Below are 15,719 nucleotides of genomic sequence, written 5' to 3' on the forward strand. Positions count from 1 at the left end.
ATTCCATCCGAATCGCACGACAAGTATATAACGTTCAAACGGCCCGAAATATTACCCCTTATCCAAATCTAATTGCGTGCCAAGTTTTGGGATAAAACCTATCTGGCGAGGTACAGAAAGCCCTGATACTTTAAATCAAGGTCCAACATGTCTATCGTATAAAAATACACCCCAATGGGTAGGCCTTCTTCCCGACCAAATATAATGTTGCCAACATTTGAAAAACCGTCGAATTCGTCCACGTAGTTCGCCTGTTCGAACACTTTTAGCCCAAAACGGTCGTAGATGCGCACCATATTGTTGGGCGATTCCGCCAACTCCTCCACAAAAAAACGGTCGTTGATGCCGTCCCCGTTGGGCGAAACAAAAAAGTTGTCCAGGGTAAGTACCTCTTTTTCCAAAGGCTCAAAAGGTATTTGGGACACCCCTAAGGTGATGATTTCATAATCGTTGGGAATAAAGGTTGCCGAAGTTGTAAATCCCTGTTCCAGATCGCCCGTAACAAAGGAGGCCTCCAAATTGATCCACCGTTGGGACACTTTGCTCCACCCCACGGGAATGATGGTGGTGGGGTCATCGGTAAGGTTGGCCATGTTGCTGTCCCTGTTCCAGGAAATGGAAATCGTAGAAGGTACACTGCCCTCCAATCGCCAAAACTCCATATTGGAAACGGCTGCAATGTCTATGTCCAATTCCTCGATGTTGAAGTTGCCCGGTATGACCGACTGTGTACTTGGGTTTTGGAAAAAATAAGCACATTTGGCAAAGAGATTGACGCTCTCAGAATTCAGGGACAAGGGTCGTAAGGCATCGTTGCTCCCTACCGGAAACATAAAATTCTGTTTGTTGGCAATGGCGGCATAGCCGTTAATTTTCTGTAGGTTGCCCTCTCCGTTATAAAAGGCATCTCCCAAAAAGTTGTAATACACGGCAGGGTTCGCCTTTGGTGTAAAAACATCCCCGAAAATAAAATTGGTATTATTGGTGGTATCCAGACCCAAAGTCAAGATTAGGTCGTTTTCAACCGCCACTTCCACATCGTAAAACAATGGGACCACGGTACCAAAAACCGAAACGTTCTCCCCGTAAAACCCCACAAGCCCGCGGTTTCCATCAAAAGGGGCATCATTGATAAGATCGGTGTGGAAGCCCAAGCTGCCGCCCTCATGTATACGCATATTGCCATTGTTGTATAGCACGGTCTGGGCTGTAACACAAACCAAGGAAAAGAATGCAATGATGTTGAGAACTCTATTCATTTTCTTTTGCTAATAGGATTTGAATGGCTTTTACCTGTTCCTTTAAGGCGTCCAATTCTTTGGAAAGTGCTTGGTTTTCTTCCTGCAAGGTCTCGATTTTCTTTTCCTGTTCTATGGTATGGAGGAAGAGTTCTTCTATTTTTTCAAGGTTTTGCAAATTTGATTTGCTCAAGTTCCAGGCGCCTTCTTTTTTGGCAGTAGCCGCCGAAGTCACCCCGGGGAGATGGTTATTAGCCTTAATGAATTGTTCGATTTCTTTTAGAGATTCAAAACGATATGTTTCATTAATTGTTGATGTACCCAAGAAATATTTTTGGAAGACGTAGTCGGGTACAAGTGCATTTCCATTCAGTAAAATATCCGCGCCCGAAGTAATCCCCGCAGTTGCATTTATTTGGGCTGTAAAAATTGGATTAATTTTTGAACCGTCTATTGCTGCTCCAGGGGCAATATCTTCGTTTAATATAGTTCCGTTTAAAATCTCACCAGTTTCGACCGAGTCATCAGCTAAATCATCCGCGTTAATACTAGCATCAATTATTCTTGCGGAATTTATTGAATTCGCGGCGATGCTCAATGGTGTGCCGGTCTGTCCATCTCCATCGAGTGTGGCATCTGATATTACCGCACCTGCTGTCGGTGCCGCCCATGTTGCCACTCCACCTGCGCCGCCCATGTTGCCACTCCACCTGCCGTGGTCAATACCTCTCCGTCTGCGCCGGGAGCGATTTTGGCCTCGGTGACATTGGCGTCCAGAATGTTCGCTGTTTCAATGGCGTTTGCAGCGATGTCAGCGTTTGCGATAGTACCATCGAGAATTTGGCCCGTTGAGATTCCTCCGATTGGTACCGAAAGGTCGGTTGCGTTTCCGTCCCCAGTTATCGTAGTTCCGTCCGTGGATACGGCACCTGCTGTCGGTACCGCCCATGTTGCCACTCCACCTGCCGTGGTAAGTACCTCGCCGTCTGCGCCGGGAGCGATTTTGGCCTCGGTGACATTGGCGTCCAGAATGTTCGCTGTTTCAATGGCGTTTGCAGCGATGTCAGCGTTTGCGATAGTACCATCGAGAATTTGGCCCGTTGTGATTCCTCCGATTGGCACCGAAAGGTCGGTTGCGTTTCCGTCCCCGGTTATCGTGGTACCGTCCGTGGACACGGCACCTGTTGTCGGTGCCGCCCATGTTGCCACTCCACCTGCCGTGGTCAATACCTCTCCGTCTGCGCCGGGAGCGATTTTGGCCTCGGTGACATTGGCGTCCAGAATGTTCGCTGTTTCAATGGCGTTTGCAGCGATGTCAGCGTTTGCGATAGTACCATCGAGAATTTGGCCCGTTGTGATTCCTCCGATTGGCACTGAAAGGTCGGTTGCGTTTCCGTCCCCAGTTATCGTGGTACCGTCCGTGGACACGGCACCTGCTGTCGGTGCCGCCCATGTTGCCACTCCACCTGCGGTGGTAAGTACCTCCCCGTCCGCGCCGGGAGCGATTTTGGCCTCGGTGACATTGGCGTCCAGAATGTTTGCCGTTTCAATGGCGTTTGCAGCAATATCTTCGTTGGCGATTGTGCCATCCGCTATCCTTGCAGAATTTATTGAATTGTCCGCGATACTAAGTGGCGTTCCAGTTTGCCCATCGCCTGTAAGCGTGGCATCAGTATTTATGGCTCCTCCAGTGGGAGCATCAATCCAGTCCGTTTGAGTGCCCGTAGAAGATAATATTTGACCCGGAGTTCCAGCATCACCGTCTTTATCTAAAAGTAGGTTCTCAAGGGTTAGACTTTGAAATATGGTAACGTTTGTATTGCCTCCGTCTTCCTCCATTCTTAATGCTTCAACTCCACCAACAGCAAAACCAATTTCATCAGCGGCTGGTCTAAACATACCCGTATTGGCATCATCACCTGTACTGAAACTATATGCTGGCTCTGCTACAGTACCTCCTGTTGATGAAAATTGATTTCCCCTAATTTCACCGGCGACATCTAATTTACGTTCAGGGGTGTTGGTCCCAATACCCAGGCGGTTCAATCCTGTGTCCCAAAAAAGTTGAGCATTATTTTCTGAAACCTCTCCAGTTGCATCGGCAAAAAATATTGATCCGGTAACACCCGTTAAACTTCCGGGTACATCCTGCCATGCTACCCCAGTTCCAGTAGAGGTCAAAACTTGCCCATTTGTTCCAACGGCATTTGAATTATCGGCTACCAATCCACCCAGTTGTAGGCGTTCGGGAACCAAAACATTGGTGGTTCCAGCTGTATTTGTAACAGTCAAAGCCCTTATATTTCCTGCGGTAAGGCTTACCAAATCTGGGGTAAATTCATCAAAATGTAGTCCCGTTTCCAAATTGCCATTAAAATAAAAACCTAGGGGGCTAGCCGTTGCGAAACCATTACTCAACGTAGTTCCATCGACATGTAATGCGGCGGCAGCATTAAAAGCAGGGTTTTGTGAAATCCCAATAGTTCCTGTTCCTAAAAAAGTTAGGGCATTGGCACCAAAGTTGTAAATGCGATCTTCATTGTCTTGGGTAAGATCGTCAGTTGCTAAATTGGAGACTGCTAAGGTATTGTCAGCCCAGATAACATCAGTGCCATTGGTCGTAAGAATTTGTCCATCTAATCCCTCAGCTATTTTTTCTATTGTTATACTATTATTTGCCAAGTCATCCGTTGCAATGGACAAATCAGTGACTTCCGCTGAAGTGATGGCGTCTACTGTAATGGTTGCCAAACCGGTATTGTCCAATGTAACATCGCCACTTATAGTTCTTTCCTGAGGTGTATTTGTGGCATCTCCAATCAAAATGGTCGCATTTGTTAATGTGGGAACTCCGGTACCATCGGTTCTGTCTTCTGCTACAATCCAACCCCCGGTACCTGCATTGGCCGTGGCATCCCATTTAATTATTTGACCGTCAGCTGCTCCATTTTGATTGATATCTTCCAGCAAAATCGTTCCATTCCCAATCTCTCCTGTTCCAATGGTCCCAACGGTAAACTCATTTCCTAAAGTTCCGTCACCCGTTATTGTTGTTTGATCGGCTAATTCTATAGAACCCCCTCCACCTGAAAGGGCAGCGTCGATTCCCGCAAGATGGGCTTCCACATCGGGAGTTCCGGCTGTGTAGTTCGTTGGCGCTGCTGTCACCGCCACCTCGGCAGCGTCCTGATCATCGGTATTATCCAAGTAAGGAGTTAAATCAATCGGCGTTGCCGCGGCGTTGTTCGTAATTGTAAGTATGTCGGTCGTAAGGTCCAAGTCCTGAATCTCGTCGGTTGGGTTTCCTCCGGCAGCAAGGGCAGCGTCGATTCCCGCAAGATGGGCTTCCACATTGGGAGTTCCGGCTGTGTAGTTCGTTGGCGCTGCCGTTACGAGCACTTCATCAGCATCTTGGTCATCAGAGTTTATTTGATTAATGGGAATTTGTAAAGTTCCTCCTGCATCAGTTAATTCAATATTTAATCCATTAATAATAAATGTTTGATTTAACTCATCTGTCGGTACTCCCCCGCCGGCAGCCACAATATTGTCATCTACGTATTTTTTTGTTGCAGCGTCCTGTAGGTCTGTTGGATCTAATAAGTTTTTTATTTGGAGGGTGTTGGCGTCTGTCCCTTGTGCTAAAACCTGTGCTAGGTTTTGGTTGCCTCCAGCATTGGCATCTACATAGGCTCTAGTCGCTGCATCCTGAGGATCAGTTGGGTCTAACAAATTTTTAATTTGAAGCGCATTGGCGTCTGTTCCTTGGGCTAAAACTTGTGCGAGATTTTGTTCATCAAGGTCTGTTTTTATATATCCTAATGCCGTTATATCGGCGTCGGACAATTGGGTATTTGTGTCGATATCTGTTAGCGGGACGGCCAGTGTTCCTGCTACATCGGTTAACCGTAATTCTCCACCCGCCACCTCAAAAGTTTGGTTTTGTTCATTTATTGGATCGCTTCCTCCAGATGTTACGATATCCGCGATTTCGGTATCTATATATCCCTTAGTAGCGGCATCTTGGTCATCCACTGGTGTACCTATGTTTTTAATTAATAAGCCACCCGCATCGTTCCCGTCCGCTAAAACTTCATTGATATTTTGAAGTTCGTTATCGGGTTCGGCATCCGCATCGTTGACGTTTAAGGTTATTTCATTTCCATTCAGAATTGCAATATTTCCAGGGGTGTTGTCCGAATCAATTGTCTGGTTGTCACTCCCAGTATTGTTTAAAAAGCTCAAATCGATTTCATTGCCATTCTCTATTTGTAAACGGTTATCAGGGGTTAACGTCAAGGTTTGGTCATCAGACCCTACCAAAGCTTCCAAGTTGATACTATTGCTTCCCGTTCCCGTTGCCGGGTTAAGGGTCAACGTATTGGAATCCTTATCAAAGGTCAATTCGTATAGCTCATTCTGGTTCTGCCAATCCGGGATCCCATTTATGTTGGTCGTCAATATTTGAATTGGCCCTGCAATAGCCATATCACGAGATTCGATGGTTCGATCTATGATCGCATCAGAATCCACGGATTCCGTTGCAAGTTCATCCGGGCCTACGGCAGCATCCCCCAGTTTATTCCTTCCAATCGAATTATCCTGTATGTCCACACCGTTGATGCCGCCATCAGCAATTTGTTCGGTACGTATACTATTGGTGGCCACTTCCAGATTATAGTTGCCCTGGGTCTGTGTAATGGCGATGGTGCTTCTAAGGTTTTCAATGGGATCGTTAGTAAGGGTAAAGCTTACGGCATCGCAGAGATTTACCCATTGGGCACCGTCGTAATAATGGATACATTCCGTATCCGTATTGTACACCAAGCCCCCACGCTGTGGTGTTATGGTCTCCATTTGTAACGTGGAAACTTTCGAAATTACGAGTACCCTGGAGCTGCTCTCCAGTTCCAATAAAGAGCTTGGGTCAATGTTCTGGGGATTGTCGCCAATTTTAATCTGTGCCACGGCTGCCATGGTAGCCATGCACAAAACAAAGGAGAGTATAAAGAGACGTTTCATATAGTGCTATTTGACTTGAAAATAGTGGGAAAACAAAAATAGGATTATCTATAGGCCAAACCTTTTTTTAGCGTTAAAATGATAGCTCTTTAGGACAAAATGTATGTTAAATCGGTTGAAATGAATGTAGTAACCTCTTAGGTTGTACCGTATTGGATACGTATTTTGAAGTACGTACAAGAAATTAACAAAAGTTTATTTGTCGGATTTTTTTTAAAATCGGTACATGTACGTACTTTATCTTCACTAAATAGGACTTGCCTATCTTTGACAAGTTCATACAAACACATTATGGCCAAGAACTTACTATCGTCCCTTTTATTCCTCTTCATTTGTTTTTCCCATGCACAGGATGATGGGAGAAGACTTATTTACGGACATGTTTTGTATAAAAACGTGGACGTGCCCAACGAATATGTGATCAACTCTACCAGCGAAGAGGCCACGGAGACGGATGAGGACGGTGAGTTTGCCATTCGGGTTAAGGAAGGTGACGAGCTGGTCTTTACGGCCGTGAATTATCAGTACCAAATAGTGAAGATTACTCCGGAAATCCTGGAGAAAAATAGGATCATCGTGAGCGTAAACGAGAAGATTACAGAATTGGACGAAGTGGTCGTCACCCCCGAAAACGAGGAGCGCTTTTTGCAACTGAGGAACGAAGAGTTCAAAGAGGTGGAATATGAGATCGACCGTAGTACCGAGGTTCAAAATATTGCCCTTTCCCAAACGGAGCGGGGGATGCAGGACGGACTCAATTTCGTGAACATTTTTAAGGCTATTTTCAAAGCCAAGGCGGATGCCCCGGACGACGGCCCTCAGGTAGCGGTAAGCGACGTGCTTAGAAGGGTTTATGACAACCGGTTTTTTATGGAGGACCTACAATTGACCCAGAGCCAAATCGAACCTTTTTTGACCTATTGCGACCAAAAATTACCGGCCAGGTCCCTTTTGCGTAAGGAAAACGAATTTCAATTGATCGATTCGCTGGTGAATCTGAGTAAATCTTTCCGAGAAAACCTGAATGAGGACTAAGTTCCTTTTGATTATTCTCTTCCCCGTTCTGGCTTTTTCGCAAACCTGGGAAACCAAAAATTTAAAAGGCAGGGTCACCAGCAAGGATGGGGACGTGGCGGCCACCCACGTGTTGAATATTACCACACAAAAGGCTGGCATTACGGATATCAATGGCTTTTTTAGCATTTCGGTGCACTTGAACGATACCCTGGTTTTTTCGGCCGTGCAGTTCAAGAAAAAGCGCATTGTGGTCACGCCCGCCATTTTTGCAAGCTCAACCATTGAAGTGCCTTTGGACGAGGCCTTGGAAGAACTAGATGAGGTGGTGGTTACCCCGTATAACCTTTCCGGAGATATATCTAAGGATCTACAAATTTTGAATACGGAACCCGTGGTCACCACCTCCACCTTGGGCTTGCCAAACGCCTATGTTAGGGTTCCTACCAAAGCGGAACGGGAACTTTACGAAGCCACCTCTGGAGGGATAGGTATTCCTTTGAATCCTATTCTAAATGGTATTTCCGGAAGGACCAAAATGCTCAAAAAGCGGGTTGAACGAGATAATTTGTACGACCGGACAGGACGTGTCCGTGAATTCTATGCCGATTCCCTCTACCAAACGGAACTGAAGATTCCAAAGGAAAGGACCGATGACTTTTTCTATTTTTGTGAGGTGGATTCCGCTTTTCAAACGGTGGTGGATACCCACGACCTGATTCAAATTTGGGAATTCCTTGAAAAAAAAAGTTTGGTCTATAGAAAGAATAATGGGTTAGACTAGCGGGATTCTTGGCATATCGTTTGTATAGAAATGACTAAATAAAAAAAATGAAACATTTAAAAAAGGGACTGTTCCTAGTACTGCTGCCCTTGTTGGCCTTTACGGCGGCTCATAAATTCTATATAAGCGTCACCAATGTCGGGTATTCCAAAAAGGAAGATGCCCTTCAGGTCATTACCCGTGTTTTTTTGGACGATATGAACGCTGTTCTAAGGGAACGTTATGGTATTGATCCACAATTGGGTACGGCTGCCGAAAGCGAGATGGACCGGGACTATTTGGAGAAGTATCTGCGTTCCAAATTCATCGTTGAAATAGATGGCAAAAAGGTGGATTATACCTTTTTGGGAAAGAAGTATGATTCGGATATGGTTATTTGCTATATCGAAGTTCCCAAGATAAACCTCCCGGAAGTTTCCAGCATTGCCATTACCAATGAAATGCTTACGGATTTGTTCGACGACCAACAGAACGTGGTCCATTTTAAGATAAACGGACAAAAAAGGAGTTTTATCCTTGTAAAATCCGATACTAAAGGAATGTTAAATTTATAACGTATGTTAAGAAATTCTTTAAAAAACTTTAATTTCCCGCGCACTAAAACGAACATAAAAATGAGAAAACTTAAGTACATTTTTGCCGCTCTTTTATTTTTGGTGGCTGCTGTATCCTTTGCACAGGAGACAGAGCAACAGAAAAGGGAGCCAGGCCATTACAATCAAAGCAAGTTCAAGCAGTTGTATGAGGAATTTGCTACCCCAAATACCTATCGTTCTGCATCGGGTGCCCCGGGTCCCGATTATTATCAGCAACAGGCGGACTATAAGATGGATATCACCTTGGACGATAAAAATGCCAAAATCTTTGGTGAGGAGACCATCACCTATACCAACAATTCCCCAGATGACCTGGAGTATCTTTGGTTACAGTTAGATCAGAACGTACGGGCCAAGGACTCAAAAGCGCCCTTAAGAAACGGGGATGGAGTTCAATTGGCCGAGCCACCAAGCTCTTTTGCTTCAAAGCATATGGGAGAACCTTTTGACGGTGGTTTCAATATCGATTATGTAAAGGATGCATCTGGAAAGGAACTGCCTTATACCGTCAACTTCACGATGATGCGTGTGGATATTCCAACACCTTTAAAGAGTGGGGAGCAATATACTTTTTCCGTAAAATGGAACTATAACATTCCCGATCATACGGTAAACCGTGCTCGTTCCGGCTATGAATATTTTGCAAAGGACGGTAACCGTGCCTATGTCATTGCCCAATTCTTTCCAAGAATGGCCGTTTACAGCGATGTGGAGGGATGGCAAAACCATCAGTTCTGGGGCAGTGGTGAATTCGCACTTACTTTTGGAAATTATGAGGTAAACATAACCGTGCCCGCAGACCATATTTTGGATGGTACAGGCGTGCTGCAGAATCGCAAGGAAGTGTATTCCAAGGAAATGATGCAACGCTATGAGAAGGCCGTAAAATCCTATGACAAGCCCGTTATCATTGTCACCCAAGAAGAGGTGGAAGCCGCAGAAAAGGGCTTTTCGAATAAGACAAAGACTTGGAAACTTAAGGCTGAAAACGTTCGTGACTTCGCTTTTGCAACTTCCCGAAAGTTTATTTTGGATATGCAAGCTGTCAAAATAGGAAATAGGGACGTGATGGCTGTATCCATGTATCCAAAGGAAGGAAACCCCTTATGGGAGGAATATTCCACGAAGGTGGTTGCCCATACATTGAGGTCTTATTCCGCACATACCTTTGATTATCCCTATCCCAAGGCCATCTCCGTACACGCTAAGAATCAGGGAATGGAGTATCCTATGATTTGTTGGAACTACGGTAGGCCCAATGAGGACGGCACCTATTCGGATAGGGTAAAATACGGGATGATGAGCGTAATCATCCATGAGGTGGGACATAACTTCTTCCCCATGATCGTGAATTCCGATGAGCGTCAGTGGGGCTGGATGGACGAGGGTCTGGATACCTTTATGCAGTACATGGCGGAACAGGAGTTTGGGGAAGCGTTTCCTGAAGCTATCGCTCCCAATGACAAATACCCTTCCAGAAGAGGTGACCCGGCGAAAATCGTTCCGTACATGAGCGGGGACCAAAGTACCATTTCGCCCATCATGTCCAATCCGGAAAATGTCTACCAATTGGGCCCCAATGCCTATGCCAAGCCCGCTACCGCATTGAATATTTTAAGGGAGACCGTTATGGGCAGGGAGCTATTTGACCATGCCTTTAAAACCTATGCACAACGTTGGATGTTCAAACACCCAACCCCTGAGGATTTCTTCAGGACCATGGAAGACGCCTCTGCGGTGGACTTGGATTATTTTTGGAGAGGATGGTTCTATACTACGGATTATGTGGACATCGGTGTAAAAGGTATCAAGAAATACTACGTGACGGACAAACCCACCAAGAAAATGCAGGAATATATGGCCGCCCGTAACATCACGGAGGCAGATTTGCCCCCGTTGGTATATCTGGCCGAAGAGGATAGCGAGGATTTTGATGCCAACTTAAAAGGAAAATCCCCATCAGAAAGTTCGCAAACACTCAAGGAATTTATGATGGACAACATGACCGCCGAAGAAAGGGCGGCCGTGAAAGAGCCTAAATATTTTTATGAGATTATCTATGATAAGCCAGGAGGCATCCCTATGCCCTTGATCGTGGAGTATACCTATGCCGATGGCACTACCCAAAACATCACCTATCCCGCTGAAATTTGGAGGAAGAACGATGCCGAAGTGAGTATCGTAGTTTCTTCTTCTACAGAGTTAACAGGTATCGTTGTAGATCCAAAAATGGAAACAGCGGATATAGACACTACCAACAATTCCTGGCCTAAGAAAGAGGAACAAAACGACTTTGACAAGTTCAAGGAAAATATCAAAGGAAAATAATCAAGATTTATTTTGAAAAAGCCCTGTTAAAGAACAGGGCTTTTTTATTGCGCATCTAAACTTGATTATATTTGTAGTATGATTTCAATACATTTTTTATTCATAAGTGGTGCCGAAATATTCTTCATCCTATTTATAGTGGTGATGGTATTTGGGGCGGATAAAATTCCTGGTATCGCCAAGGGATTGGGTAAGGGCATGAGACAATTGAGGGATGCCACGGATGATATCAAAAGGGAAATACAGCGTAGTGCCGATAAGCAGGGAATAGACACCAGTGTCATCACGGATATCCAAAAGGATATCGATGATGTAAAGAGTAGTATAGATTCCGGTATCACCAAGGACATTAAAAAGGAGTTTGGTGAGGTTGGCAAAAAAATAGGGGACATATCCGGAACCGTTAAAAGAAAGTAGTCGCGTCTATGTGGGACCTACTTTTGGAATGGGACCAAAAAATTTTGATATTCCTCAATAATCTGGGTACGGAACCGTACGATACCTTCTGGCAAACCCTCACAAAATATCCACCTTGGATTCCGCTTTTTATCCTTTTTCTTTTCCTGATTTTCAAGTCAAGACCTTGGAAGGAAGCTCTAGGATTGTTATTCGTTCTTGGCATCATGGTTTTGTTCGTGGAGACCTTTTCCAACCTGACCAAATTGGTTGTAGAACGGTTACGGCCCAATAATGATGAAGCAGTCAAATCCCTTATTCGGGTTTTGGCAAACCCTTCGAGCTATAGTTTTTTTTCTGGACATGCCGCTATGTCATTTTCGGTGACATCCTTCCTTTATTTTTCTTTGAGAAAACGTTGCCGGTGGATTTGGATATGCTACGTATGGCCACTCCTTTTTGTTGCAAGCCGTATCTATTTGGGGGTACACTATCCCTCGGATATCCTCGTGGGGGCCTTGTTTGGACTACTTTCGGCTTGGATATTTCAGGTATTATATTTGAACCTTATTTTACCCTACTTAAAGTCAAACCGTCCCTAATGGGCAATAATACGGTATCCAGTTTAGGGTGGTTGTTCAATTTTTTGTTGTAATCCAATAAGACTTTTGTGGCTTTGTCCTTTTTATCCAAGGGCTCCACAACCTTTCCTGACCACAGGACATTATCGGATAGAATTACGCTCCCCGGTTTTGTCTTTGGAAGCACGGCTTCCAAATAGTTGTCATATTGTTTTTTTTCGGCATCGATGAATACCAGATCGAAGGTAAAATCCAGATCGGGAATGATGTTCAGGGCATCCCCAACATGCTGGTGTATGTGTTTCCCATAACCACTCTTATCAAAATAGGTACGCTGCATTTCATGTAGTTCCGGGTTGATGTCAATGGTGTGCAATGCGCCATCCTGCTGTAACCCTTCGGCCAAACAAAGTGCCGAATATCCAGTATAGGTACCTATTTCCAAAATGTATCGGGGGTTGACAAGTTTTGAAAGTAAGCTTAATACCCTTCCTTGAAATCGGCCTGTCAACATTCTTGGCTGAACGACCTTTAGGTGGGTTTCACGGGTAAGTTCCCTTAAAAGCTCTGGCTCGTCCTGGGAATTATCGGCCAAATAATCTTCCAGTACCTGTGATAGAAAATGCATAATTTCTTTTTACAAAAATAGCTTTTTAAGCCTTATTTTTAAACGATGGAAAACGTCACAATGGAAAAGGGAATTTCTATTCGGGAAGCAGAAATCAAGGACCTTCCTACACTTCTGAAATTTGAACAGGAAATTATTCTGGCGGAACGTCCTATGGATCCAACCATTCGAAAGGGCCGTGTAAATTATTATGACCTTGGGGAATTGATCACCTCCAAAGAGGCACAGGTGCTTGTTGCTTGTTCCGGTTTGCAAGTGGTTGCCAGTGGGTATGCCAGGATCAAGGAGGCGCGTCATTATCTGGATCACAGCCTTTATGGTTATTTGGGGTTCATGTATACCCTCCCGGAGTATAGGGGCAGGGGAATTAACGCTAAAATAATCGAGGGACTCAAAAATTGGGTATTGTCAATAGGGCTTACTGAAATACGATTAACCGTTTATGATGACAATGAACCCGCTCTACGTGCCTATGAAAAGGTTGGTTTCAAAAAACATATTGTTGAAATGAGGTTAGCGACTGATCCCAACTCCTAAATCTGATTGTGCCCATGCTTTTCCTTTGTTCGTATATAGCTACTTTTACAAGATGGAAATGATTTGCAATCCTGGGTTTCCACCTTTTCTTGGGAATCCAATTGCGCCCAATTTTAGCAAGGGTTTATTTTTATAAAAATTGAAGTATGGAGTTTAGAAACACCTTGGAGTTTTCCCTGGAAATGGATAAAAATGATGCGTTGGCCAAGTATCGGGAAGAGTTTGTCTATCCAAAAGTGAACGGTAAGGAGGTTATTTATTTTACCGGAAATTCGTTGGGGCTTCAGCCAAAACGTGCCAAGACTTTTGTGGATGATATCATGACGGACTGGGCGAATTTGGGCGTAGAGGGCCATTTTTATGCCGATAAACCTTGGTGGGACTATCACGAACGATTGATTCCTCCTTTGGCCAAAGTAGTAGGTGCAAAGCCTAAAGAGGTCACGGTCATGAACACCTTGAGCGTAAACCTTCACTTCTTAATGGTCTCTTTTTATACGCCAAATTCAAAGCGATACAAAATACTATGCGAGGAAAAGGCTTTTCCTAGCGATCAATATATGCTTCACAGTCAGGTGCGTTATCATGGGTTCGACCCTGGGGATGCCATCGTTGAGGTCAAAAAACGTGCTGGTGAGCATTACTGGCGAACCGAGGATATTCTGGCCAAGATCGATGAGGTAGGGGACGAGCTGGCCTTGGTGCTCATTGGAGGGGTGAACTATTATAACGGACAGGTAATGGATATGGAATTGATTACCAAGGCCGGAAAAAAGGTGGGGGCCAAGGTAGGCTGGGATTTGGCACATGCAGTAGGGAATGTGGCGCTAAAACTACATGATTGGAATGCCGATTTTGCCGCATGGTGCAGTTATAAGTATATGAACAGTGGGCCCGGGAATGCATCAGGAGTATTCATTCATGAAAGATATTTGGACAAGAAAGATATTCCCAGGTTCGAGGGTTGGTGGGGAACCAAGAAGTCCGAACGTTTTTTAATGAAGCCCCACTTTGAACCAATGCCCAACGCAGATGCCTGGCAGGTTAGCAATCCTGCGGTATTGTCCATGGCGCCTTACTTAGCGTCATTGGAGCTTTTTGAGGAGGTGGGTATGGAGGCCCTGATCGAAAAGCAAAAAGCCCTTACCGGCTATTTGGAATTTATTCTTAAGGAAATCGATACCGAAGTGGATAGCAGCTTCGAAATTATTACTCCGCAGGAGAGGGGCTGTCAACTTTCCGTGTTTTTGCACGGTCAAGGGAGGGCATTGTTCAATTTTCTTATGGAAAACGGGGTAATCGTGGATTGGCGCGAGCCTAATGTAATACGTTTGGCACCTGCACCATTCTATTGCTCATTTGAGGATATGTATCGTTTTGGGCAGCTATTGAAAGAAGGTATTCAGGGTAAAAAATAAGGCTCTTGTATGAAATCGCTCGGATTGATCTTTTCCAACGCCCGATACTTTGCCCCTTCATGGGTTTTTGCAAGTATCAATATCCTTTTTGGAACGTGGGCCATTTATATCCCTACCGTAAAGGAAAACTTGGGTATTGACAAATCCCAGTTGGGAATCGCCATTTTTTGTCTTTCATTGGGGGTTTTTGTCGTTTTTCCCTTCGCTTCGTCCATCATTAATAGGATTGGGGTAGGAAAGGCCACTTGGTATGGTGTACTTATAAGTTGTTGTACTGCTATTTTACCGCTTTTGAGCCCTAGTTATTATACGTTGATGGGCAGTCTGTTTTTGTTCGGGGCTTCCAACGGGTTTACGGATATATCCATGAACACCTTGGTCACGGAATTGGAGAAAAAGGACAACGCCAAATTTATGTCGGCATCCCATGGCTTTTTTAGTTTGGGGGGCGTTTTGGCGGGATTGGGAAGTTTTTTGATAGGTCCCTTGGGCAATCCTGCTTTGCATATGGTCCTGGCCATTACCCTCGTTTTTATTGTTAATCTCATATTTCACAAAAAATTTGTGAACGAAATTGCGGAGACCATTGAAAAGGAAACCTTTAGCCTGAAACTTTTTAAACCCCTGTTATTGTTGGGTCTCATTTCCTTTATTGCCATGGGGAGCGAAGGTGCCATTGTGGATTGGAGCGGATTGTACCTAAAAGAAGTCAGTTTGGCCCCTGAAGCCTTATGGGGCGCAGGATTTTTAGGTTTTCAGGTGACGATGACCTTAGGCCGGTTTTTGGGGGATGGGGTAAGTGCCAGTATGGGATCGGTAAAAATGGTGGCCTTGGGTACCTTGTTGAGTATTATAGGGTATGTTCTGGTTTTGACCACCTCCACGTACATGGCTATTGCGGGCTTTGCCATTTGTGGTCTGGGCTTCTCAGCCATGGTGCCGGAATTGTTTAGAATTGGCGGAAACGTAAAAGGTGTTGAATCCTCCAAAGGCGTTTCCTTTATCGCAGGTGCCGGATATTCCGGCTTCCTTTGTGCCCCGCCTATTTTGGGTTTTTTGGCGGACAATTATTCCCTCAAAACAAGTTTTATCGTGCTTTTGGGAGTGGCATTGTTTATTCTTGGGGCGACGGCCATTCTCAAGAAAAGAAGTGTATAGTTGAAGGGTAAAAGCTATG

Annotated in this window: 13 protein-coding genes; 9 read left to right on the forward strand and 4 right to left on the reverse strand. The window is 44.8% G+C overall.

The genetic code is table 11. The features are described from left to right. Positions 1–98 precede the first annotated feature (98 nt). The 3 genes from BFP75_RS12530 to BFP75_RS12540 are packed head-to-tail and all read right to left on the reverse strand — an operon-like array spanning position 99 to position 6,260. Complete coding sequence (locus BFP75_RS12530) at positions 99–1,259, reverse strand: gliding motility-associated C-terminal domain-containing protein (protein ID WP_099545725.1); 1,161 nt, start codon at positions 1,257–1,259, stop codon at positions 99–101. Further along, positions 1,252–1,935: a bZIP transcription factor gene (locus tag BFP75_RS12535; RefSeq protein WP_099545726.1), complete on the reverse strand. Its 684-nt coding sequence runs from the start codon at positions 1,933–1,935 to the stop codon at positions 1,252–1,254. Before BFP75_RS12535 ends, BFP75_RS12530 begins: the two co-directional genes overlap by 8 nt. Continuing rightward, on the reverse strand, positions 1,881–6,260 hold the full coding sequence (locus BFP75_RS12540; protein WP_123803442.1) for a beta strand repeat-containing protein: 4,380 nt from the start codon (positions 6,258–6,260) through the stop codon (positions 1,881–1,883). The genes BFP75_RS12535 and BFP75_RS12540 overlap by 55 nt, the downstream gene beginning before the upstream one ends. Before the next feature lie 291 nt (positions 6,261–6,551). Here BFP75_RS12540 and BFP75_RS12545 point away from each other — a divergent pair, with 291 nt between their 5' ends. From BFP75_RS12545 to BFP75_RS12570, 6 genes are all read left to right on the forward strand, one after another. Continuing rightward, positions 6,552–7,295, forward strand: a complete 744-nt coding sequence (locus tag BFP75_RS12545) for a carboxypeptidase-like regulatory domain-containing protein (RefSeq protein ID WP_099545728.1) — start codon at positions 6,552–6,554, stop codon at positions 7,293–7,295. Next, positions 7,285–8,058, forward strand: coding sequence for a hypothetical protein (locus tag BFP75_RS12550; RefSeq protein WP_099545729.1), 774 nt, complete (start codon positions 7,285–7,287; stop codon positions 8,056–8,058). The genes BFP75_RS12545 and BFP75_RS12550 overlap by 11 nt, the downstream gene beginning before the upstream one ends. Positions 8,059–8,105: 47 nt before the next feature. Then, positions 8,106–8,612, forward strand: coding sequence for a DUF6702 family protein (locus BFP75_RS12555; protein ID WP_099545730.1), 507 nt, complete (start codon positions 8,106–8,108; stop codon positions 8,610–8,612). Between the two features lie 60 nt (positions 8,613–8,672). Continuing rightward, a complete protein-coding gene (locus BFP75_RS12560) occupies positions 8,673–10,982 on the forward strand; it encodes a M1 family metallopeptidase (RefSeq protein WP_099545731.1) in 2,310 nt (769 codons plus the stop codon). Positions 10,983–11,060: 78 nt separating this feature from the next. Next, the gene (locus BFP75_RS12565) at positions 11,061–11,399 is read left to right on the forward strand and encodes a twin-arginine translocase TatA/TatE family subunit (RefSeq protein WP_099545732.1); all 339 of its coding nucleotides are present in this window, start codon (positions 11,061–11,063) and stop codon (positions 11,397–11,399) included. A gap of 8 nt (positions 11,400–11,407) precedes the next feature. Continuing rightward, positions 11,408–11,980 carry a phosphatase PAP2 family protein gene (locus tag BFP75_RS12570; protein WP_099545733.1) on the forward strand — a complete coding sequence of 191 codons (573 nt, stop codon included), beginning with the start codon at positions 11,408–11,410 and terminating at the stop codon, positions 11,978–11,980. Here BFP75_RS12570 and BFP75_RS12575 read toward each other — a convergent pair. Further along, positions 11,946–12,587 carry an O-methyltransferase gene (locus tag BFP75_RS12575; protein WP_099545734.1) on the reverse strand — a complete coding sequence of 214 codons (642 nt, stop codon included), beginning with the start codon at positions 12,585–12,587 and terminating at the stop codon, positions 11,946–11,948. The genes BFP75_RS12570 and BFP75_RS12575 overlap by 35 nt on opposite strands. Positions 12,588–12,632: 45 nt before the next feature. Here BFP75_RS12575 and BFP75_RS12580 point away from each other — a divergent pair, with 45 nt between their 5' ends. From BFP75_RS12580 to BFP75_RS12590, 3 genes are all read left to right on the forward strand, one after another. Further along, a complete protein-coding gene (locus BFP75_RS12580; RefSeq protein ID WP_240531780.1) occupies positions 12,633–13,124 on the forward strand; it encodes a GNAT family N-acetyltransferase in 492 nt (163 codons plus the stop codon). 146 nt (positions 13,125–13,270) lie between these two features. Next, the gene (kynU, locus tag BFP75_RS12585) at positions 13,271–14,542 is read left to right on the forward strand and encodes a kynureninase (protein WP_099545735.1); all 1,272 of its coding nucleotides are present in this window, start codon (positions 13,271–13,273) and stop codon (positions 14,540–14,542) included. A gap of 9 nt (positions 14,543–14,551) precedes the next feature. Continuing rightward, entirely contained in the window at positions 14,552–15,700 is a 1,149-nt protein-coding gene (locus tag BFP75_RS12590; RefSeq protein ID WP_099545736.1) for an MFS transporter, read from the forward strand. The last annotated feature ends 19 nt before the right edge of the window (positions 15,701–15,719 follow it).

This window comes from Maribacter sp. 4G9 (assembly GCF_002742265.1).
GTDB lineage: Bacteria > Bacteroidota > Bacteroidia > Flavobacteriales > Flavobacteriaceae > Maribacter.